This window comes from Vibrio neptunius, assembly GCF_000967495.1.
GTDB classification, from domain to species: Bacteria; Pseudomonadota; Gammaproteobacteria; order Enterobacterales; family Vibrionaceae; genus Vibrio; species Vibrio neptunius.
Genome location: NZ_JXXU01000048.1, coordinates 233,488 through 253,551, shown reverse-complemented (window position 1 = coordinate 253,551; position 20,064 = coordinate 233,488). Strand labels below are relative to the sequence as shown.

Sequence of the window (20,064 nt, the reverse complement as noted above, 5' to 3'; positions counted from 1 at the left end):
GCATTAGCTAGATGTTTACGATCCATAATAAATACCGAATATTATTAAATTCTAGAAAGGAAAATTAAGAGGGGAACGCAAACGTTCCCCTTTTTTAAATAATTTGAGATTAAAGCTTAGCTTCGATCATCGCTTCAAGTTTGCCTTGGTCAACAGCGAAGTTGCGGATACCTTCAGCAAGCTTCTCAACGGCCATTGCATCTTGGTTGTGATCCCATAGGAACTCAGCGTGAGTCATAGCAGCAGGGCGCTCTTTAGCACCTTTAGAGTCAACTAGCTTCTCTACCACGTCACCTTCAGCGGCTTCTAGTTCAGCAAGAAGAGCAGGAGCGATAGTTAGACGGTCACAACCAGCAAGCTCTAGGATCTCACCGATGTTACGGAAGCTTGCACCCATAACTACTGTGTTGTAGCCGTACTCTTTGTAGTAGTTGTAGATGCTAGTTACAGATAGTACGCCTGGATCTTCTTGAGCTTCGAAGTCACGACCTTCTTTCGCTTTGTACCAGTCCATGATCCGACCAACGAATGGAGAAATTAGGAATACGCCAGCTTCAGCACATGCACGAGCTTGAGCAAAAGAGAATAGTAGAGTCAGGTTACAGTTGATGCCTTCTTTCTCGAGGATTTCAGCTGCGCGGATACCTTCCCAAGTTGAAGCCAGTTTGATAAGGATGCGATCGTTAGTGATGCCCGCATCGTTGTACATTTTTACTAGCTGGCGAGCTTTAGCAACGCTGCCTTCCATGTCGTAAGAAAGACGAGCGTCTACTTCTGTAGAGATACGACCAGGGATAGTCTTTAGGATTTCTTTACCGATGTTGACTGCAAGCATGTCGCAAGTGTCTTGTACTTGCTGAGCTTTGTCGCTGCTTTGAGATTTTGCGTATTCGATAGAAGCGTCGATAAGAGGCGCGTATTCTTCGATTTGAGCGGCTTTAAGAATCAGAGAAGGGTTAGTCGTTGCATCTTCTGGCTGGTATTTTTTAATCGCATCGATTTCACCAGTGTCTGCTACGACAGTCGTTAGTTTACGAAGTTGCTCTAATTTGTTGCTCATTTCGATCATCCTATTTAATGGGCGCTCACATCAAAACAGTTAATGTGAGTGGTGCAATTGCAAGCGAGTTAGCTAATCGTTTTTTAACCCTTTCCGAGTTCATTAAATCAACTAACCGGAATAAATTTCATCGTGAGAGCACTTGTTGTGAACATTTGCTCTCACGATGAGTAAATGATGGGTTCATATTTATCTCATCCAGACAGAATGTCAATCGCTAATTGAAGGTTATGGTGATGTTCATCAACTATTTTTCCAATTGCTTTTGTCGGCTATTCGATTTAAACGTTTGCCGAGGCATGACAAGGGTTGGAGAGAATATGCAGAGCATAATAAATAGCCTGAGAATTTGTCGCAGTGGTGAGCAAATGTTGCAATTATCTATAGTGATAACATATGCTACAGCACTGAGCAGATGTAATAGGTATTTTCCCCTATAGGAGCCCAAGCAAAATGAGCAAGTCACAACAAGATATGTCTGATGACAGCGCTGATCTACTTACCGAAATCTCCGTTGCCTATTATCAGGACGGGGCAACCCAGGAAGAAATATCCAAGAAGTTTTCTGTATCGCGGGCCAAAGTAGGGCGGATGCTAAAGCAGGCTCGTGATGAAGGTATCGTTGAGATTACCGTCAAATATCACCCCGTATTCAGTGCCAAGATCGAGCAAAGACTAATTGAAAGGTTTGGCGTTAAGCGCGCTTTGGTTGCGCTTGATCAGCCGAGCGAAGAGCAGCAACGTTTGCAAGTGGCAGGGTTAGTATCCAAGTACATGGCCAGCTCTATTCAAAATGGGTCTGTTGTGACTGTCGGTCAGGGAAGGAATGTTTCCGCGGTTGCCCATCATATTGGCGTTATTCCTCAACGAGATGTGAAGTTTGTCTGTGGTATCGGCGGGATTCACCCTCGCGGCGGTATGTTTAACGCTGATCATATCTGTCGACAATTTGCCAAGAGCTATGGCGGTACATCAGAAACGCTTTACGCTCCTGCATACGCAGAAAACCCAGAACAGAAACACGCGTTTATGCAGAATGCGACAGTAAAGCAAACGCTGGATCTCGCTCGTAAGGCAGATGTCGCTTTGGTCGGGATTGGCGATATGAGTGAGAACAGCTATATGGTTGACTTGGGTTGGTTTACAGCAGATGAAGTGGTTCAATCTCGCATGCTTCAAGGGGTTGTTGGTGATTTTGCAGGTTACGATTTCTTCGATATTAAGGGGCAGTCTGCCAAAACCGTCATGAGTGATCGTGTCATTGGTTTAAGCATTGAAGAGTTTCGACCCATTTCAGAAGTGATTGCCATTGCAGCCGAGAACAGTAAGCCATTGGCGATGCTTGGCGCGCTTAGAACAGGTGTGATTGATGTCATTGCCACCAGCGTAAGCAACGCACTCACTGTACTCAACCTAGATGAGCAAATGAAATGACCGCGAGAGATTGTTCGCCCAAAAGCACAAGTCATCTCCTCGGGGTTCTCTTATAATTTGTCCTTTGCTTTCTCTTTTACAAAATCCATAAATGCCCGAATTCTAGCGGGCATCTGCAAGTCGTAGTTGTGTACAGCTAAGAATGACGCTTTAAGGCTCATCCCATCCGTTTTTAATCGCGTCAACTTGCCTTCCTTTAAGTCGTCTTCAACGGCGAGAATAGGTCAGCACATAATTCCATCAGGCTCGACACGATTTCACATCGCAGGGCAATTGGGTATCAATGAGCTTAGCAAAGTGCCGGAGAGTGCTGAGGATCAGATTATACTGGCTTAGCAAAATGTGCATGGCGTGTTGCAAGCCAATAGAATCGATATACATGACCTAATTAGTACTCGGATTTACATAGTAAATCGTCAAAATCTTGAAGGCTATCATGGAGCTAAGGCGCGTTTTCGATTTGATATAGGCGCTCTACCGACGACATCTTTATTCGTCAATGGCCTGTTCGACAACAATTGGAAAGTAGAGATAGAAGCTGAAGCGGCCAAACGCTTTCAAGGCATCGACATACTTAGGCTTTTTTGATTGTATGTTCAGTAAAAAAGAAGAGGCAGCCGTTATTGCTGCCTTTTGTGTGAAATGAACGCTAGCTGATCGGTAAACTGTCGTCTGCGCCCCATTCGGTCCACGAACCGTCATACACTGAAAGGTTTTGATATCCGCAAAGTTGTGCAGCGAGAAGAACAATCGCTGCCGTCACCCCTGAGCCACAGCTGAAAATGTGTTGAGATTTACTGCTATCCATTGAGCGTTCCAAGATTGATTTTAGATCGCTAATAGGTTTGAGTTTGTGGCCTTCCATCAACTCAGCGAAAGGCTGACATACTGAATTTGGAATATGGCCAGCTCGCACACCAGGTCTTGGCTCGGCGACTTGCGCATTGAATCGCGCATGAGAGCGTGCGTCAACGGTTTGGTTGGATGCGTTCGAGATTTGGTCAAGTACGTATTGCGCATCAACAAAGAAAGAAGGGTCGAGCTTGCCGTTAAAGTTACCTTCAGTAGCGGCCTTTTTGTAAGAAGTGACAGTGTCATATCCTGCTAGCTTCCACTCAGTCAGGCCACCATTCAAGATATACACTTCTTTATGTCCCATTGCTCTTAGCATCCACCATGCGCGCGGAGAAGCAAACGTCCCACTGTTGTCGTAGACCACAATGATTGAATCTTGATGCAGGCCAATGCTTTTAGCTAGCTGGTTGAAGCGATCTTCTGAAGGCATCATATGAGGAAGCGAAGCGTCAGGATCGCAAAACACAGAGTCGTAATCAAAGCGAATAGTATTTGGAATTAAGTTCTGATTGTCTTTTTCCGGTTCTGATGGGATCTGAAATTCAATACTTGTATCTAGTACAACCAACTTATCCGTTTGTTGTAGTTCAGCGAGCTGTTTTGGAGTGATCAAGGGTGACATAATACTTCCTTATATAAGTTTATGAATTTTATGCAACTAATTTACAACAGGGCTTTAGAGGTCACAACAGGGACTGCTAATGTTTATTTGTATAGGTGTTGCATTGTACATAGCGATAGCTGATAGCGTCAGAAAAGAGTGCGGATTTCTTGTCAAGTTCCACGATGGAATTGGCAGGACATTCAGTTTGAGGCGGGATGCTAATCATAGTTTGCTCACCATCGCTAAATTCAATATTCAGAAAGCGTCGATTTCCATCAAGTGACTGGGTGAGAGTTTGAGTTAAGACAAGCGCTTGAACTCTAGTGGTTTGCGTTGGCTTATTGAGCGCTATCAATCCAAGCAAGACCAGAGATAAGAGGAGCAGGGCGGCCAGAAATATTTTCGGGTTGTTCATAGGGTCTGTTGACCTTTTGCGGTTAAATTTTGTTCGAGATAAAAGCGTTTTAGTCGCGGCGAGAGGTTTGTCGCCTAGTGACCTAAGCAAAACACCTCTCAACAAAGAGTAAAACGCTTTTAGCCGAACCCTCTGGGCAGCGTTTGTGGTTCCTTTCTACTGCGTTATCGGCTTATCAGGTAGGGCAACTACATTTCAAACCCTCTGCCTTGTATAAAGAACCCACAAACTGCTGCAAAAATCAGCTCAAAAGGTCAACAGATCCTAATAACCTTTGTACTCCTGGCCGTTTATGGTGAGCTTAGCTACAGACGGGGCAACTCGGCATTTTCATCAGATTCATTTCTCGCCATGACATGGTCATCGCATCAAGAAGCAGAATCTTGCCTTCTTTCGCCTGTCCATAATTGGCGATAACTTTGATCGCTTCCATAGCTTGTACCGCACCGATGATGCCGACAACTGGCGCCATGACTCCAGCTTCAACACAGCTTAATGCTGCTGAGCCGAATAGCGAGCTTAAACATTGGTAGCAAGGTTGTGCATTATCCTGATAAGTGAAGACACTGATTTGACCTTCCATTCTTATTGCTGCACCTGAAACAAGTGGTGTTTTTAACTGGTAGCAGAGGCGGTTAAGCTGATTCCGAGTCTCCACGTTATCCGATGCATCAAGCACTAATGTATGCATCTCAATTTCGGTTTTTAAATCCTCATCACTCAATCGTTGATCTATCGTTCGCACTTGTAGGTGAGGGTTCAGCTGTTGCAAAGATTCAGAGGCAGAGACGACTTTCTTCTTACCAACGTCGCCATCATGATGAAGTACTTGGCGTTGCAGATTAGACAGTTCTACAACGTCATCATCAATTAAGGTCAGAGAGCCGACACCCGCTGTTGCAAGGTATTGGCTTGATGCGCAGCCAAGCCCACCAGCACCAAGAATCAAAATCGAGCTTTGCTTTAGTGCCTCCTGGCCGTCAAAATCAAACTGCTTCAGGATAATTTGACGGTTGTAGCGAAGCATTTCTTGATCGGAAAGGATCTCCAATGTGCTCACTCCTAATAAAGGGTTGAATTGAACAACTGGATATTCACGGTTTCACCGACTTCAATACGGCCACGCTCACGTTCCAAAACGACAAAGCAATTTGCCAAGCTCATAGAGCGGAAAGCGCCTGAACTTTGGTTTCCTGTTGTTTCTACAACAAACTTGCCATCTTCGATGGTGTAAACGCCACGTTGATAGTCTGTGCGTCCCGGTGCTTTTTTAAATGCACTGCGAGTGATAGCTGGAATGGATTCAGGTGCTTTCCATTCAGTGTGTCCGGCAAGTTTCGCTAACATAGGCTGAACAAGAACGTACATTGTTAGCACTGCTGACACAGGGTTACCTGGAAGTCCGCAGAACCAAGCGGTCGATAACTTGCCAAATGCAAATGGCTTACCCGGCTTGATGGCAAGCTTCCAGAAGCCGATTTGGCCGAGTTGTTCCAATATGTCTTTGGTATAGTCGGCTTCACCGACACTCACACCACCCGATGTGACAACAACGTCAGCTAAAGTCTGCGCTTTTTCAAACGTTGCTTTTAGCTCTTCCGGGCAATCAGGAATAATACCAAGATCGACAGGTTCACAGCCGAAGTTTTCAATCAGAGGTTTTATGCCGTAACGGTTGCTATCGTATATCTGGCCAGCTTCGAGAGGTTTACCAAGGGGCTTGAGTTCGTCTCCTGTGGAGAAGAAGGCAACTCGAGGTTTACGAACGACAGTGACATGACTGATACCCAAAGTGGCAATCATCGGGATATCTCGCGCGGTAAGGCGCGCGCCTTTAGGCAGTACCACGTCATCTTTGCGAATGTCATCACCTGTAGGGCGAATGTTATTCTGCGGCTTCACATCGGTCTGATTGAACTTCACGCCTTGCTCTGTCTGCTCAGTGTTTTCCTGCATGATGACGGCATCGCAGCCTTCAGGAATTTGAGCGCCAGTCATAATTCTAACGCAAGTGCCTTTGGGCCATTCGCCCTCCAAAGGTTGGCCTGCAAAAGATTTACCCGCCAAAGGCAGAACATTATTGTTGTTTAAGTCGGCAATACGAATTGCGTATCCGTCCATTGCTGAGTTATCAAAAGGCGGAACGAAAATAGGGGAAAGTATATCTTCAGCAAGAACATAGCCAATGGCTTCGGCAAGAGGCAGCTGTAAGGTGGTTTGGATTGGTTTTATTGGCGACAGCATTTGTTCCATCGCTTCTTCGATTGGCATCAAGCCAGGAGCATCACAGCAACCCATAATAGTGTCCTAAATCGTTATTATATTAGCTTTTAATGAAAATCACTTTATCATAGAAATCGTAGTCATAATAATGACCACGGATAAAATATGGATGTAATTATTCAAAAATCCGAGTATCCTTGTCGGCCATCCGAAAGGGGTAAATCCCTTTATTTACGGGTATGTTAAGTTGCTCAGTGGTGAGCCAAGAGTTTGTCTGTCGCCTCAATCAAATCAAGTGGTTGAAGTATAAACGGCAAGGTTATGTAAGAGGAAGTGGAATGTCAGGTCTTAGCGAATCCGCGAAGTTGGTAAAAGATGCGCTAGAAAGCCGCGGTTTGGAGACACCAATGTCGCCAAACCAAATCAGTCGTGAAGAGAAAAAAGAAAAGATTCAGTACCATATGCGTGAAATACTTTCTCTTCTTGAGCTGGACCTTACCGATGACAGTCTTGAAGAAACGCCGCATCGCATTGCAAAGATGTACGTTGACGAGATTTTCTCTGGTCTTGATTACACTAATTTCCCAAAAATCACGGTGATTGAAAACAAGATGGACGTGAGTGAAATGGTGCGCGTCAAAGACATCACACTGACAAGCACTTGTGAGCATCACTTAGTAACGATTGATGGCCGCGCGACTGTGGCGTATATTCCGCGCGGAAAAATCATTGGCTTGTCCAAGATAAACCGCATCGTTCGTTTCTTTGCGCAGCGCCCTCAGGTGCAAGAGCGCATGACTCAACAAATTCTGATCGCACTGCAAACTCTGCTAGAGTCTGATGATGTTGCAGTCACCATTGATGCCACGCACTATTGCGTGAAATCTCGTGGGGTGATGGATGCAACAAGCGAAACCACCACCACTGCGTTAGGTGGTATTTTTAAGAGCAACCCGGCTACGCGCCACGAGTTCCTACACGGAATTCGTTAGAGCGGCCGATACGCTTTACGGATTATTCAAAACCGCTTCCTTGTTGAAGCGGTTTTTACTTTTTAACTGCTTACGGATCCACATTCGTTAGCCATCCTTGAAGGATACACTTGTGACAACCTCATTTAAGAGCCTGAATCTTAGAAGTGAACTGATAGAGACACTGAACAGCCTCAACTACACTGAAATGACGCCGATACAACAGCAGGCATTGCCAATTGTTCTTGAAGGTAAAGATGTGATTGGCCAGGGCAAGACAGGCTCGGGCAAAACAGCCGCGTTTACTCTTGGCTTACTGAGTAATTTGAACGTTAAACGCTTCCGTGTTCAGACCTTGGTACTGTGCCCAACTCGCGAGCTTGCCGATCAGGTAGCGAAAGAGGTTCGTACGTTGGCACGTGGCATTCATAACATCAAAGTTCTCACCTTGTGTGGTGGTATGCCGATGGGGCCTCAAATTGGCTCGTTGGAGCATGGCGCGCATATCTTGGTGGGTACGCCTGGGCGTATTTTGGATCACCTTTCTAAAGGTCGTATCAACCTAGCTGAGATGAACACTTTGGTTCTGGATGAAGCTGATCGAATGTTGGAAATGGGCTTTGAAGAGGCTATTGACGCAATTATTGACGAAGCACCTCAAGACAGACAAACCTTATTGTTTAGTGCGACGTTCCCGAAAAACATTGAGTCTTTAGCATCTAAAGTGATGCGTGATCCTCAAATGATCAAAGTGGAATCAACGCATCAGACAACCACCATCGAGCAGCGATTCTACAAGTTAAACACAACAGAAGAGCGTGATGATGCCCTAGAAGCGCTATTGTTGACACACAAACCTGAGTCGTCAGTTGTGTTCTGTAACACAAAGAAAGAAGTCCAGAAAGTGACCGATGAGCTAAACCACCGTGGGTTTAGCGTTGTCGAGCTTCATGGTGATATGGAACAGCGTGAACGCGAACAGGCATTAACCATGTTTGCTAACAAAAGTGTCTCAATTCTTGTAGCGACGGACGTAGCAGCGCGTGGCCTTGATGTTGATAACCTAGATGCGGTGTTCAACTTTGAATTGTCACGTGACCCTGAAGTGCATGTCCATCGAATTGGCCGTACTGGTCGAGCCGGCTCTAAAGGTGTTGCGTTTAGCTTCTACAGTGAGAAAGAAGAATATCGTGTCGCACGTATTGATGAATACATGGATATCGCGATCTCTCCAGCTGTACTACCAGAAAAACCAGTAGAAAGGCCTTTCTACCCTAAAATGCAGACGATTCAGATCCTTGGCGGTAAGAAGCAGAAAGTTCGTGCAGGGGACATATTAGGTGCTCTAACGAAACAGGCTGGACTGGATGGGAAGAAAATTGGCAAGATCAACATTCTGCCAATGGTCTCTTATGTGGCTGTTGAACACGAGATTGTAAAGCCAGCATTGAAGCAGCTTCAAAACGGTAAAATGAAAGGGCGCAACTTTAAAGCTCGTGTGATGAAGTAACGCTTCCACTAAGTTTTTTAAAGCCTCCGCACCGGAGGCTTTTTTCGTTTGCTACTCCGTAAATTTGTAAGTAACCCCAAGGCTTACAGACCAGCCGAGATCGCTTTGAATTAACGGGCTGTCCGAGTCATGATGTTGCAACTCAAATTTTGCGAGCGTTAACCAATCTGGGGTTATGGTGTAGATGCCAATCAGACCTGTTTGATAAACCCAACTGCTACCAGAGCTGTATGTATTCAGACCTGTCGCAGCGGATTCTTGAGCCGAGATATCATAGAGATGCTGTGAGAGCTTTCTATCGCGAAAATCGACTTCAACGTAAGGCGTTAGCGTAAATTGCTCAAAAGGAAGATCAAGGGTTCGCCCTAAATGCAGTTGAATTTCGTAACCATCATGCTCGTTAGTCACATCATGCAAGTAAGTGAGCCGAGCGCCGACTGTACCAATGGTTACACCGAGTTCACCGTTACCATCGCGTTCGTCTATCCCGTTGGGAATATCATCAAAATCATCCGAAACTTCAGCGAATCGCCACTGACCTGAAATCCCTACATACGGGAGAACAGAGATGTTCACTAGGCTACCATCAACGAATCCGTACTCGCCGTTGTAAAAAACGTTGGGTTCAAGGGAAAGTGAGCCACCACCATTGTCAGAATAAACTGACTGGCCATAGGCGCCGCTCGCGCCGATAAAGCCGAAATCATAATATTGTTCCTGAGCTGACGTGTTAAGAGCGGTTAATGCTGTGCATGCGGCAAGTAGGGTGGTCGTTTGCTGTAAGTTCATAAAGGTTCTCCTTATCGACTCAAAAGAAGAACGGACTTTCGATGTTGGCATTGCAGCAATGATTAGAGAAAAAGCGCATAAGTTATGCGTTTAGCGGCATCAGGAGAAAGAAAAGCCAACCATTGTTTAGGTTGGCTTTGGTATCGACTGTTTGGATGGATTAACTGTCGAATAGGTACATGTACTCACCGTAACCTTGTTCTTCCAGTTCATTGACCGGAATGAACTTCATGGCGGCTGAATTCATGCAATAGCGCAGGCCCGTTGGCGCGGGACCATCTTTAAAAACGTGGCCCAAATGAGAATCAGCAAATCGGCTTCTCACTTCTGTTCTTGGGTAGACTAAATGGAAATCCGTTTTAGTGACGATGTACGCCTCATTAATAGGTTTGGTAAAACTCGGCCAGCCTGTCCCCGACTTGTACTTATCAGTAGAAGAAAACAGAGGCTCACCCGACACGATGTCAACGTAAATGCCGTGTTGTTTGTTATCCCAATACTCGTTGCTGAAAGCTCGTTCGGTTCCTTCTTCCTGAGTAACATAATACTGGAGATCGGTTAACTTAGCTTTAATCTGTTTTTCAGAAGGCTTGCTGTAAGGTTTTACGTTTGAAACTGCCTTGTGATCATCAATCAGCTGGCGCAGAGTCTTAGGATTTTTTTCTCGATCATCGCCAAAAATGTCATCCAGATACTGATCGCGACCTGATGCGTAACGATAGTAGTTGTAACGGATCTTGTTACGTTTGTAGTAATCCTGATGATAGTTTTCTGCTGGCCAGAACTTAGTAAACTGAATCAGCTCTGTTTTAAGCGGCTTTTTGAAAATACCAATCGCTTCGATCTCAGCCATAAAGTTTTCTGCGATCTGCTTTTGCTCATCGTTATGGTAGAAAATCGCAGGGCGGTACTGAGGACCACGGTCAACAAAGGACCCTTTGTTGTCTGTTGGGTCTATATGACGGAAGAATTGGTCGAGGACTTGTTCGTAACTCACGGCTTCTGGATCATATTTTACTTCGATCACTTCAATATGACCGGACTTACCAGATGAGACCTGCTTGTAGGTTGGATTTTCTAGCTCGCCACCGGCATAACCAGAAACGACATCGATAACACCATGTAGTTTTTCCAAGTCGGATTCTGTACACCAGAAGCAGCCACCCGCTAATGTAGCGACCTGATAGTCGCCGTAAGCCGAGCTTCTTGTTACGTCGCTATTTGCTGTGCCAAAAAACGACGCTAGTACAGCGGTTAGGGCAATAGCGGAAAACACTATCTTCGACTTCACTTTCATATCAACCTCTTCGATTGCTTTGTCTTTGATTAATAAGAAAGGCAAGTCGTAGGAAAAATTGCATTAGATCGCATTTTTCTAGAGATTTTTCGTTTAGAAAGTAAAAAGGGCTGCTTATAAGCTGCCCTTGAAATGAAGAAGTGAAGTTAGCCTAGTGAAGGCAAAACACCCATAGTGATGAGCAGCTGTGCTGCGATTATTACAAAGCCAACGGTACCGCTGATCATCAAGCCTGCTGTACCACCAAACACTTGGTAGCCACCTTGAGTTTCCTCAGCAATGCGCGCTTTCTTCACCATCATAATAGGCAGGAATATGGCCAGAATCGCTAGCGCAATCGCTGCGTATCCAAGAGCCATAATAAAGCCTTGTGGGTAGAACAGTGCGAAGCCCATTGGCGGGACAAAGGTAATAGCACCAACGACGATGCGGCTAGAAGCGGTTTTGTTCTTGTTGAAGCTATCGCCTAGGAATTCAAACAGACCTAAACTCACGCCCAAGAAAGAAGTCAGCAACGCCAAGTCAGCAAAAACACCGATTGTCTGACCAAGGCCTGACTGGTGAACTTTGGTCGACAGCGTTGAAATCAGCCCGCTTAGGCCTTGGTTATCGACCAACGCATCCTGGCTTACCACACCAAGGGTTACAATTTGCCAGAAAACATAAATGATCAAAGGAATAGAAGAGCCAACAATAATGGCTTTACGCAGTGAAGGTGTATTGCCATCTAGGTAGTTCACGATAGCAGGGATGCTGCCGTGGAATCCGAAAGACGTAAAGATAACCGGAATAGCTGCGACGACAAGGCCTTGTTCAACAGGCATGCTCAGTAGGTACGACTCAGTCACATTCGGTGCAAGGAAGGTCAGAACCATCGCCATCGCGATTAGTTTGATCGCGAACAGTACGCGATTCACTTTGTCGACTGTACCAGTGCCTATGGTTACCACAGCGGCGACTACTAGCGTAAAGATGACGGTTGAGGTCGTTGACGTGATTTCAAGACCCGTAAACTGCGAAATGCGTTCACCAAACTGTGCACCGCCACCTGCTATGTATGCTGCACAAAGTGAGTAGAACAAGAACAGCATAGAAAAACTGGCTACCCATTTGCCTTTTTGCCCCAGAAACTGCTTGGCAAGAGTATGAAGTGTTGCACTCGCTTCTGCGTGTTGGTGGAGTTCGACCATCAATAGAGCGGTATAAGCCATTAATGCCCATAGTGCGACCATGATGATGAGTGAAGTCGTGAAGCCTAATCCGGCAGAAGCAAGAGGTAGAGCGAGCATGCCTGCACCGATAGTCGTGCCGGCGATGATCAAAGTACTACCCAGAACCTTTGATTTTGTCATGTATAATATTCTTTACGTTTTTGGTTTGGTATGGATTTTAAAACTAGAAAAAATGCATAAATCAGTGCACAAAATCTATGTTTAGGGCATTTTGTGGAATTAAACTGATAATTTCAAGTAAAATGTACATTTAAATAACCACATGTGTATTAATTTGTTTACGAAAGGTCTCGATCTAGATTAGAATTGGCAATGCAAACGTTTACTTGGGACAAAAATCATATCGCATTGATTATTTACTTTGTTCTTTCAAAAAACTGTCATATAAGTGGTTTAAAAAGGAGCAATAGGCCTTATATTCATGTTGAGACTTGAAAACAGGTCTATAAAGTTGTTTGTAATTAAGGAGGTCAGAATGAGTGACCAAACATTGAACGAAGAATGCCTTGAATTGCTAGATGCTATGGAGATTGGTTTTGAACTGTCAGATTATGAACAGTTAATCGAAGCGCTAGCAGAAGAAATCTTCAAAAAATAATCGTTCGTAGAAATCAACACTAACGTTGATACCAGAAAGAGCCAGTGCAAATGCGCTGGCTTTGTGCTTTTATGAAATGATTGTTTCGTACTAGTTAGCACTATGAATTACCTCGCCCACCTTCACATAGCACAACACTGCGAGTCGAGCATGTTGGGAAATTTGCTTGGGGACTTTGTAAAAGGTAACCCTGAACACCACTATGCAGCCGATATCGTCCAAGGAATAAAGCTGCACCGGTTTGTCGACAGTACAACCGACAGACATGCACTGATGCTAAAAGCCAGAGAGTACTTTCCCGGAAAGAGTCGGCGTTTTTCAGCAATAGCATTGGATGTGTTCTGGGATCACTGTCTGGCGTCTGAGTGGCAGCAGTACAATGCCACTAGCTTGCGAGATTTTTGTCTTGATGCCGAACGTAAAGTCCTTGCCGAATACCCAGAAACGCTTCCCGAGCGTTTTATCGCTGTCAGCGGAGCAATGTGGAAAGGCCAGTGGTTAGAATCCTATCAAGAAATTGAGAATATCGAGTATGCGCTGCAGAGAATGTCAACTCGGTCGCCGAGAATGGGGGAGTTATCGCGCTGTTTTGATACGTTAGAGCATCGTTATCAACCATTGAAAGAAATATTCCATACCTTGTACCCAGAGATACTAAACGCTGCGAAAAGATTCTGATAGAATCGGCGACCCTGTTTCATTCGGAAAGTTACCATGTCTTTATTTCAACATCTGGGCCTGTCTAATGCACTTGCATCTACTGTAGAAAAATTAGGTTTTGACACGCCAACACCTATTCAGGAGCAAGCTATTCCTCTCGTACTTGAAGGAAAAGATGTGCTGGCGGGGGCTCAGACAGGAACAGGGAAAACCGCTGCCTTTGGCTTGCCACTACTCAACAAGCTACTTGATCAGGAAACGTCGCGAGATCTGCAATCAAATGATGTCTTAGCATTGGTGGTTGTTCCTACACGTGAGTTGGCGCAGCAAGTTTTCGATAGCTTAACGGCTTATGCGAGTGCGACTGAGATCAAAATTGTGACCGCTTACGGTGGCACCAGTATGAATGTTCAGACGCAAAACCTAAGGCAGGGTTGTGACGTATTGATCGCAACCCCTGGACGTTTATTGGATCATCTCTACTGCAAAAACATCAATCTTAGAAAAACCAGCTACTTGGTACTGGATGAAGCCGATCGCATGCTAGATATGGGATTCATGCCAGATATCCAACGTATATTGAAAAAGCTCAACCCTGAGCGTCAGACTTTGTTCTTCTCTGCGACATTCGATAAGCGCATCAAGACCATTGCTCATAAATTGATGAACGAGCCAGTGGAAGTTCAGGTAACGCCGTCAAATAGTACGGCTGAGACCGTCAAACAGATGGTTTACCCCGTCGATAAAAAGCGTAAAGCTGAACTTCTTGCCTACTTAATTGGTTCACGAAACTGGCAGCAGGTATTGGTGTTTACCAAGACTAAGCAGGGTAGCGATGCGCTTGCGAAGGAGCTTAAACTTGATGGGATCAAAGCAGCGTCGATCAATGGGGATAAAAGTCAAGGTGCACGTCAGAAAGCATTAGACGATTTTAAATCGGGCACAATTAGAGCGTTGATTGCAACCGATGTAGCGGCGAGAGGGTTGGATATTAATCAGCTAGAGCAAGTGGTTAACTTTGATATGCCATACAAAGCCGAAGACTATGTTCATCGTATTGGTCGTACTGGCCGAGCTGGTCAGGAAGGTCTGGCGGTATCGCTGATGAGCAAAGACGAAGAATACTTGCTTGAAGCGATAGAGAGGCTCCTTGATGCGCGTTTACCACAAGAGTGGCTACAGGGCTTTGAACCGAGTATTGAAGCGCCAACTGAAAAAGAACGCGAGCGCGGTGCAAGACGAAAAAGTCGCTCTTCGGAAAAACGAAAGATGAAAGCGAAGCTCAAGATTCATGTGAATAGAGGCAAGAAGAAGTAGTTAGCCAAATTATTAAGAGCCGCAGAGATGCGGCTTTTTTTATGCGTGATTAACAAATTATCAATATAAACATAGGATTAACAGTATTTGAGCGATATATTGATCGCGGGCATTATTCATAAAGGACTTGATATGCAGCTTGAGCTACTCAAAGAAGGTGATGTAGAGAAACTTCTTGAGTTCGAGATTCAAAACAGAGAATGGTTTGAAGCCAATATCCCTCCGCGTGAGACAGACTTCTATTCACTTGAAGGTGTAAAAGAACACATTCAGATGTTTCTACTAGAGTTTGCCGCGAAAACTTTGGTTCCAATGTTAATCGTTGATGAAAGCGGCGCGATTCTTGGAAGAGTTAATATCTCTAACATTAGCCAGCGTAGGAAGATTGCCCATATTGGCTATCGAGTTGGGAAATCCTTCACCAACCGTGGTGTTGCGAAATTTGCCGTCTCAAACATTATTCGAGTTGTTGAAAAAATGGGCGTTGAAAAGTTGGTAGCTTACGCATCCACTGAAAACTTGGCGTCACAGAAGGTATTAACGGCTAACGGATTTCGGCCAATGAAAGTAGTAAACAATTACGCGGAAATGCACGGAAAGCCGATTGACTGTATTGAGTATCAGTTACTAATCAATTGAGGAGCAATGGATGATCAAGCAAGTAGGCACAACACAAATCAAAGAATATCACAAAGCAACCTGCCACTGCGGAAACGTTGAAATCGAGCTGCACCTTCCACAAGGGATCGATAAACCAAGACGTTGCGACTGTTCGATTTGCCGAAGAAAGGGGGCGATTGTCGCTTCCGTAAAACTAGACGGAATTCGTATACTTAAAGGCCAAGAGTTGCTAAAGCTTTACCAATTTAATACAGGCACGGCTAAGCACTACTTTTGCTCTCAATGCGGTATCTACACTCACCATCAACGCCGTTCAGACCCGACGGAATATGGTTACAACGTCGGGTGTTTAGAAGGCGTTAATCCTTATGATTTGGGTGACATTGTCACTTATGATGGTGTCAATCATCCAGCGGATCGTTGAATCTTAGTAAGGAGTTATCATGGAATTTCCGATCAAAGCGTCTTGCCAGTGTGGGCAACTCTCCTATCAACTTAAAGCAGCACCGATAAAAGTTGTTGCATGTCACTGCCAAGAGTGCCAGAAATTATCGACTAGCGCGTACAGCGTAACAGCTATTGTTAAGGCTGAAGATATTGAGTTTCAGGGAAAGTTAAATGAATGGCAGCGTATAGCGGACAGTGGCAACAAAAATATTGCCAAATTCTGTGGCCAATGCGGTAATCGCATTTATCACTATAACCCAGATGATACCGCTACTATCAAGTTGAAGTTGAAGCCAGTTGGTCGACAATATAGTGCTATGTTCGAGCCCGAGATACACCTGTGGTTAAGTGAAAAACAGAATTGGGTTCAAATTCCAAAACATATTCAGTGTTTTGACAAACAACCTTGATATTAGGAGCCGCTCAGGCTCCTTTTTGATACGCACATTTGGTCTTTAAATACTGAATTATCTCCATTAAAGCTTTTAATATTAATAATTTATTTTTGTTTTTCTTATCATAAGCAAAGATCTATCACCTTAACTGTGGCTTGACTTAGCGGGGGCTTGAACTATTACTTACCGGTAGCAACAACGTTATGCTGATTGAACAGTTTTTGGAGTTATTACTATGAAAAAAACCTTAACTTTGCTGTGCGCGGTTATGGCTTCCACCTCGGTTTTGGCGAAAAATGATGTCACTGTCTATGGTGACGATTCATACCCTCCTTATTCGTACGTTGAAAGCGGTAGAGTAACAGGCATTTATACCGTTATTCTCGAACGGATTTTTTCTAAAATGCCCGATTACAATGTGACGATCAAAGGCGTGCCATGGAAAAGAGGGCTATCAGAGATCGAAGGTGGTAAGATTTTTGCCCTTTATCCACCATATAAACGCCCAGACCAGCGTCCTTATATGGAATACGATGTGCCTATACTTGACGAAAAGCTGGTTGTGGTTTGCCAGAAATCAGTGTTAAGTAGCCCAAAACCTAATTGGCCAGGGGATTACATGGGCTTAACGATAGGCAACAATGCAGGCTTCTCAGCGGGCGGCGATGAATTCAGAGCCGCAGTAAAAGCGGGTAAAATCAAGCTCAACGAAACAAAAGGTACACCTAAAAACCTGCTTAAGCTTATTGCCGGGCGCGTTGATTGCTACATGAATGATGCGCTTTCAATCCAGTGGGAACTGAAAAAGCTGCAAAACGAAGGTAAGTATGATGGTCAAAGTGTTGTCGAAGGCGCTACGATAAGTTCAGAGCAGGGTTTCTTGGGTATTGTTACCGATGGTAGTAAGTTCCCATACAAAGAGGGCTTTAAAACTCAATATCATAAGATACTATCTGAGATGAAAGAAAGCGGAGAAATTGACCAGATAGTCAATGACTTTATTAAATAGATAATAATTGATGCAGATAAAAAAACGGAAGTGTTAAACTTCCGTTTTTTTTTGCTTTAAATAGAACGTACTGGCTTTAATCTCTTGTAGATAAGATAATTACATAAATAATATTATTGTCAATTTAAAGATGATATAAATAATCTAGATAGTTTTGTTAATTTTAATTGTGATAAAAATTTACTTTCTATATTTAATTGTTAAATTTATCAATGATATAAGTTTAGGTGATGTGAGTTTTTATAGAGATTTCCCTCTCAAAATGAACCTTTTTTTCTTATGTTGTCCCATTTTTAAGACGCACAGTTTATAATGCTCGCTAATAGTTTATAAGTGATGAATAAACGCGCTGGTAAATAGCGTGGTTTGTTGTGTGTTGAGTATGAGTGCTAAGCATCTATTAGTAACGACAGTGATCCTGTCTATTTGCAATAGTATTTTATGGTGGTGTGTTTATCAGCTGGCTAGCCAAGCATAAAGCGGTTTGGGTAAGTATTAAACGCTGTTGTGGGTTAGTGTTGAGATAATAGAAATTCGCTGTGTTACGAATTAAAAAGCCACCTAGTACAGGTGGCTTTGATGTTATGCGTAGCGTGCAACGAGTAATTGCCAACTTCGTCGTTGTGCTTTGAAGTCTTGCTTCATTTGATGGTAGCGGACTTTGAGCACGGAATGTTCGTACTTCTTTGCTAAATCGCTTTTCTTGCTCTCAAGGATTTCTTTCTTCAACTCATAATAGTCTGACATCTTGCTCATCAGTACATCGAATTCCTTGTTTAACGTTTCGTTAATCAGTGACGCATTGGGAAGCTTACTCACGTTCAGAGATGCTTTCGCTAACGCTTGCTTTGCCATCGCTTTTTCAATCTTCATCTTAGGCGTAACGCGGAGTTTTCTTGTCAGCCCAAGCCATGAACAAGATTTGATTAGCCACTTGGTTGGATCATATTGCCACCAATGAATACCGTTGCGATAATCATTCTCAAAGATATGATGATAGTTATGGTAACCCTCACCAAAAGTGAATACCGCTAGTACGGCATTGTCACGTGCCGTATTTTTATCCGTGTAAGGCTGCGAACCCCAGATATGGGCGAGTGAGTTGATAAAAAATGTCGAATGATGACTCAGCACTAAGCGAACCACACACACCATAAGCAGCATTCCCCAGATATCCTGATAAATCAGACCGAGCAATAGGGGGAGGCCAATGTTCATCACTATGGCTAGTAGCAAGTAGTATTTATGTTGCCACATCACGATTTTATCTTTCTGCAAATCCCGACAGTTGCCGTAATCAGAGTAAGTGGCCGGTTTATAATGTCTTAGCATCCACCCAATGTGAGAGAACCAGAATCCACGTTTGGCAGAATAAGGGTCTTTATCATTATTATCGACATGCTTGTGATGAACTCGGTGATCAGAGCTCCAGTGCAACGCACTGTTTTGCAGCGCAAATGCGCCACCAAGAGCGAAAAGTAATCTTAGGGACCAATGCGCATCGTATGTTTTGTGGGACCACAGGCGGTGATAACCCGCTGTGATTGAAAGGTTACAAAAAGAAAAGGTGATCAGCAGCCAAAGCCAATGCTCCGCCTCGTATCCGAACTCAAAGCCATACCAAGGAGCAATGACAACGGCGACGATAAAACTAGAGAGAAAAAGCGTAACATTTAGCCATATTAGCGGTGGCTTTTCCTTTACAGACATTTCAATTATCCATTCAGCTAACAGTTGTGCGCCAGAATATCAGCGTACATGTGTAAGTCAAATGAAAGTTAAGTGTGGTGTGAGATCAATGAAGGATAAATCGGCTAGAAGTTATAAACAGAATGGTCAATAAGCATCATTGCGTGAGTATTAGAGCAACCGTGGCAAATAATGTTGAATTTTCTTTAGTATGATTGGCTTTTAGTTAAATGTTTTATAGTATGAAGAGATACACAATCCTTACAGGAAGTAATAAGGAACTATAAATGGAATTAAAAGTAGCTGAATATAGCGACTACGAACGCATTGCTTCTCTACACGCTCAAAGCTGGAAGAAATTCTATCAAGGCTTACTGGCACCTGACTATCTTAACCATGATGTGATGGATGAACGACTCGCTATCTGGCAAACACGGTTGATCAACCCTCCTTTTAACCAGCATGTTCTTTTGCTGGAAGAAGGCGGACTGCTATGTGGATTCATTTGTGCTTTTGGTAATCATGACTTTGAAAAAGGCACCATTATCGACGCTTTACACATTGACGAAAATTATCGTGGAAGAGGACTGGGAGTCAAATTGATTGCAGAAATGGCAAAGTGGATTGCGCAACACTTCCCTGACAACGGCGTATATTTAGAAGTGATTAAGGACAATCAACAAGCCGTAGAGTTTTACAACCACATTGGTGGTCAACTGGCTCAAGAGCGTTTGTGGAAAGCGCCTTGTGGTAGTCAGGTTCCTGAATTGGTTTACGCCTGGAACTCTGGTGATGATCTACTTGAACGTATCGGTGGCCATATTCAGGTAGAGGTCGTAACAGATTGATACAGTGCGGTCCTTTTTCCTAATAATTCTTGGACCATACCCAGAAGGTCGTTAGGCAATTTGGCATCAGCCTTTTTACTCATTCACCTA

General features: G+C 44.0%; 21 protein-coding genes and 1 pseudogene. 12 read left to right on the top strand and 10 right to left on the bottom strand.

Features of this window, described 5'->3' with window-relative positions; translation table 11 throughout:
• Positions 1 to 109: 109 nt before the first annotated feature.
• Positions 110 to 1,060, bottom strand: coding sequence for a transaldolase (gene tal / locus TW84_RS18220; protein ID WP_045977037.1), 951 nt, complete (start codon positions 1,058 to 1,060; stop codon positions 110 to 112).
• A gap of 453 nt (positions 1,061 to 1,513) precedes the next feature.
• Between tal and TW84_RS18215 the strand changes: the two genes are divergently transcribed.
• Positions 1,514 to 2,494 (top strand): sugar-binding transcriptional regulator, encoded by a 981-nt coding sequence (locus TW84_RS18215; RefSeq protein ID WP_045977036.1) that lies wholly within the window; start codon positions 1,514 to 1,516, stop codon positions 2,492 to 2,494.
• 50 nt (positions 2,495 to 2,544) lie between these two features.
• Here the strand turns inward: TW84_RS18215 and TW84_RS25220 are convergent, their stop codons facing one another.
• Positions 2,545 to 2,679: a hypothetical protein gene (locus tag TW84_RS25220; protein ID WP_275041681.1), complete on the bottom strand. Its 135-nt coding sequence runs from the start codon at positions 2,677 to 2,679 to the stop codon at positions 2,545 to 2,547.
• 1 nt (position 2,680) lies between these two features.
• On the opposite strand from TW84_RS25220, the pseudogene TW84_RS25270 reads away from it, so the two are divergent.
• Positions 2,681 to 3,082, top strand: a pseudogene (locus TW84_RS25270) (RidA family protein).
• A gap of 61 nt (positions 3,083 to 3,143) precedes the next feature.
• Here the strand turns inward: TW84_RS25270 and TW84_RS18205 are convergent.
• The 4 genes from TW84_RS18205 to moeA all read right to left on the bottom strand — a co-directional run bounded on the left by TW84_RS18205 (position 3,144) and on the right by moeA (position 6,666).
• Entirely contained in the window at positions 3,144 to 3,974 is an 831-nt protein-coding gene (locus TW84_RS18205) for a sulfurtransferase (protein WP_420806554.1), read from the bottom strand.
• 73 nt (positions 3,975 to 4,047) lie between these two features.
• Positions 4,048 to 4,368 carry a hypothetical protein gene (locus TW84_RS18200; protein WP_045977034.1) on the bottom strand — a complete coding sequence of 107 codons (321 nt, stop codon included), beginning with the start codon at positions 4,366 to 4,368 and terminating at the stop codon, positions 4,048 to 4,050.
• Positions 4,369 to 4,669: 301 nt separating this feature from the next.
• Entirely contained in the window at positions 4,670 to 5,419 is a 750-nt protein-coding gene (gene moeB / locus TW84_RS18195) for a molybdopterin-synthase adenylyltransferase MoeB (protein ID WP_045977033.1), read from the bottom strand.
• An 11-nt stretch (positions 5,420 to 5,430) separates the two neighbouring features.
• A complete protein-coding gene (moeA, locus tag TW84_RS18190; RefSeq protein WP_045977032.1) occupies positions 5,431 to 6,666 on the bottom strand; it encodes a molybdopterin molybdotransferase MoeA in 1,236 nt (411 codons plus the stop codon).
• A gap of 263 nt (positions 6,667 to 6,929) precedes the next feature.
• Here moeA and folE point away from each other — a divergent pair, with 263 nt between their 5' ends.
• Both folE and dbpA read left to right on the top strand, forming a co-directional pair.
• Complete coding sequence (folE, locus tag TW84_RS18185) at positions 6,930 to 7,583, top strand: GTP cyclohydrolase I FolE (protein ID WP_045977031.1); 654 nt, start codon at positions 6,930 to 6,932, stop codon at positions 7,581 to 7,583.
• 112 nt (positions 7,584 to 7,695) lie between these two features.
• The gene (gene dbpA / locus TW84_RS18180; protein ID WP_045977030.1) at positions 7,696 to 9,072 is read left to right on the top strand and encodes an ATP-dependent RNA helicase DbpA; all 1,377 of its coding nucleotides are present in this window, start codon (positions 7,696 to 7,698) and stop codon (positions 9,070 to 9,072) included.
• Positions 9,073 to 9,123: 51 nt separating this feature from the next.
• Here dbpA and TW84_RS18175 read toward each other — a convergent pair whose 3' ends face one another.
• The 3 genes from TW84_RS18175 to TW84_RS18165 form a co-directional block, all read right to left on the bottom strand.
• Positions 9,124 to 9,861: a MipA/OmpV family protein gene (locus tag TW84_RS18175; RefSeq protein ID WP_045977029.1), complete on the bottom strand. Its 738-nt coding sequence runs from the start codon at positions 9,859 to 9,861 to the stop codon at positions 9,124 to 9,126.
• Positions 9,862 to 10,021: 160 nt separating this feature from the next.
• A complete protein-coding gene (gene msrB, locus TW84_RS18170) occupies positions 10,022 to 11,158 on the bottom strand; it encodes a peptide-methionine (R)-S-oxide reductase MsrB (RefSeq protein WP_045977028.1) in 1,137 nt (378 codons plus the stop codon).
• Positions 11,159 to 11,304: 146 nt separating this feature from the next.
• Positions 11,305 to 12,510 (bottom strand): aromatic amino acid transport family protein, encoded by a 1,206-nt coding sequence (locus TW84_RS18165; RefSeq protein ID WP_045977027.1) that lies wholly within the window; start codon positions 12,508 to 12,510, stop codon positions 11,305 to 11,307.
• Between the two features lie 355 nt (positions 12,511 to 12,865).
• Here TW84_RS18165 and TW84_RS25215 point away from each other — a divergent pair, with 355 nt between their 5' ends.
• From TW84_RS25215 to TW84_RS18135, 7 genes are all read left to right on the top strand, one after another.
• Positions 12,866 to 12,988, top strand: coding sequence for a hypothetical protein (locus TW84_RS25215; RefSeq protein ID WP_275041680.1), 123 nt, complete (start codon positions 12,866 to 12,868; stop codon positions 12,986 to 12,988).
• Between the two features lie 102 nt (positions 12,989 to 13,090).
• A complete protein-coding gene (locus TW84_RS18160; RefSeq protein ID WP_045977026.1) occupies positions 13,091 to 13,666 on the top strand; it encodes an acyl carrier protein phosphodiesterase in 576 nt (191 codons plus the stop codon).
• 36 nt (positions 13,667 to 13,702) lie between these two features.
• The gene (locus tag TW84_RS18155) at positions 13,703 to 14,965 is read left to right on the top strand and encodes a DEAD/DEAH box helicase (RefSeq protein WP_045977025.1); all 1,263 of its coding nucleotides are present in this window, start codon (positions 13,703 to 13,705) and stop codon (positions 14,963 to 14,965) included.
• Between the two features lie 87 nt (positions 14,966 to 15,052).
• Entirely contained in the window at positions 15,053 to 15,604 is a 552-nt protein-coding gene (locus tag TW84_RS18150) for a GNAT family N-acetyltransferase (RefSeq protein ID WP_240457503.1), read from the top strand.
• A 10-nt stretch (positions 15,605 to 15,614) separates the two neighbouring features.
• A complete protein-coding gene (locus TW84_RS18145) occupies positions 15,615 to 16,010 on the top strand; it encodes a GFA family protein (protein WP_045977023.1) in 396 nt (131 codons plus the stop codon).
• 19 nt (positions 16,011 to 16,029) lie between these two features.
• Complete coding sequence (locus TW84_RS18140; RefSeq protein ID WP_045977022.1) at positions 16,030 to 16,443, top strand: GFA family protein; 414 nt, start codon at positions 16,030 to 16,032, stop codon at positions 16,441 to 16,443.
• Positions 16,444 to 16,663: 220 nt separating this feature from the next.
• Complete coding sequence (locus TW84_RS18135) at positions 16,664 to 17,437, top strand: substrate-binding periplasmic protein (protein ID WP_045977021.1); 774 nt, start codon at positions 16,664 to 16,666, stop codon at positions 17,435 to 17,437.
• A 582-nt stretch (positions 17,438 to 18,019) separates the two neighbouring features.
• Here the strand turns inward: TW84_RS18135 and TW84_RS18130 are convergent.
• Positions 18,020 to 19,147 carry an acyl-CoA desaturase gene (locus tag TW84_RS18130; RefSeq protein WP_045977020.1) on the bottom strand — a complete coding sequence of 376 codons (1,128 nt, stop codon included), beginning with the start codon at positions 19,145 to 19,147 and terminating at the stop codon, positions 18,020 to 18,022.
• 266 nt (positions 19,148 to 19,413) lie between these two features.
• Between TW84_RS18130 and TW84_RS18125 the strand changes: the two genes are divergently transcribed.
• On the top strand, positions 19,414 to 19,974 hold the full coding sequence (locus TW84_RS18125) for a GNAT family N-acetyltransferase (protein ID WP_045977019.1): 561 nt from the start codon (positions 19,414 to 19,416) through the stop codon (positions 19,972 to 19,974).
• Positions 19,975 to 20,064: the final 90 nt, after the last annotated feature.

Coding starts and splice junctions, on each gene's coding strand:
- TW84_RS18175 (WP_045977029.1), bottom strand. CDS start 9,861: ATGAACTTACAGCAAACGACCACCCTACTTGCCGCATGCACAGCATTA.
- TW84_RS18145 (WP_045977023.1), top strand. CDS start 15,615: ATGATCAAGCAAGTAGGCACAACACAAATCAAAGAATATCACAAAGCA.
- msrB (WP_045977028.1), bottom strand. CDS start 11,158: ATGAAAGTGAAGTCGAAGATAGTGTTTTCCGCTATTGCCCTAACCGCT.
- TW84_RS18200 (WP_045977034.1), bottom strand. CDS start 4,368: ATGAACAACCCGAAAATATTTCTGGCCGCCCTGCTCCTCTTATCTCTG.
- TW84_RS18160 (WP_045977026.1), top strand. CDS start 13,091: ATGAATTACCTCGCCCACCTTCACATAGCACAACACTGCGAGTCGAGC.
- TW84_RS18140 (WP_045977022.1), top strand. CDS start 16,030: ATGGAATTTCCGATCAAAGCGTCTTGCCAGTGTGGGCAACTCTCCTAT.
- TW84_RS25215 (WP_275041680.1), top strand. CDS start 12,866: ATGAGTGACCAAACATTGAACGAAGAATGCCTTGAATTGCTAGATGCT.
- moeA (WP_045977032.1), bottom strand. CDS start 6,666: ATGGGTTGCTGTGATGCTCCTGGCTTGATGCCAATCGAAGAAGCGATG.
- TW84_RS18215 (WP_045977036.1), top strand. CDS start 1,514: ATGAGCAAGTCACAACAAGATATGTCTGATGACAGCGCTGATCTACTT.
- TW84_RS18135 (WP_045977021.1), top strand. CDS start 16,664: ATGAAAAAAACCTTAACTTTGCTGTGCGCGGTTATGGCTTCCACCTCG.
- TW84_RS18165 (WP_045977027.1), bottom strand. CDS start 12,510: ATGACAAAATCAAAGGTTCTGGGTAGTACTTTGATCATCGCCGGCACG.
- folE (WP_045977031.1), top strand. CDS start 6,930: ATGTCAGGTCTTAGCGAATCCGCGAAGTTGGTAAAAGATGCGCTAGAA.
- TW84_RS18130 (WP_045977020.1), bottom strand. CDS start 19,147: ATGTCTGTAAAGGAAAAGCCACCGCTAATATGGCTAAATGTTACGCTT.
- TW84_RS18155 (WP_045977025.1), top strand. CDS start 13,703: ATGTCTTTATTTCAACATCTGGGCCTGTCTAATGCACTTGCATCTACT.
- tal (WP_045977037.1), bottom strand. CDS start 1,060: ATGAGCAACAAATTAGAGCAACTTCGTAAACTAACGACTGTCGTAGCA.
- TW84_RS18125 (WP_045977019.1), top strand. CDS start 19,414: ATGGAATTAAAAGTAGCTGAATATAGCGACTACGAACGCATTGCTTCT.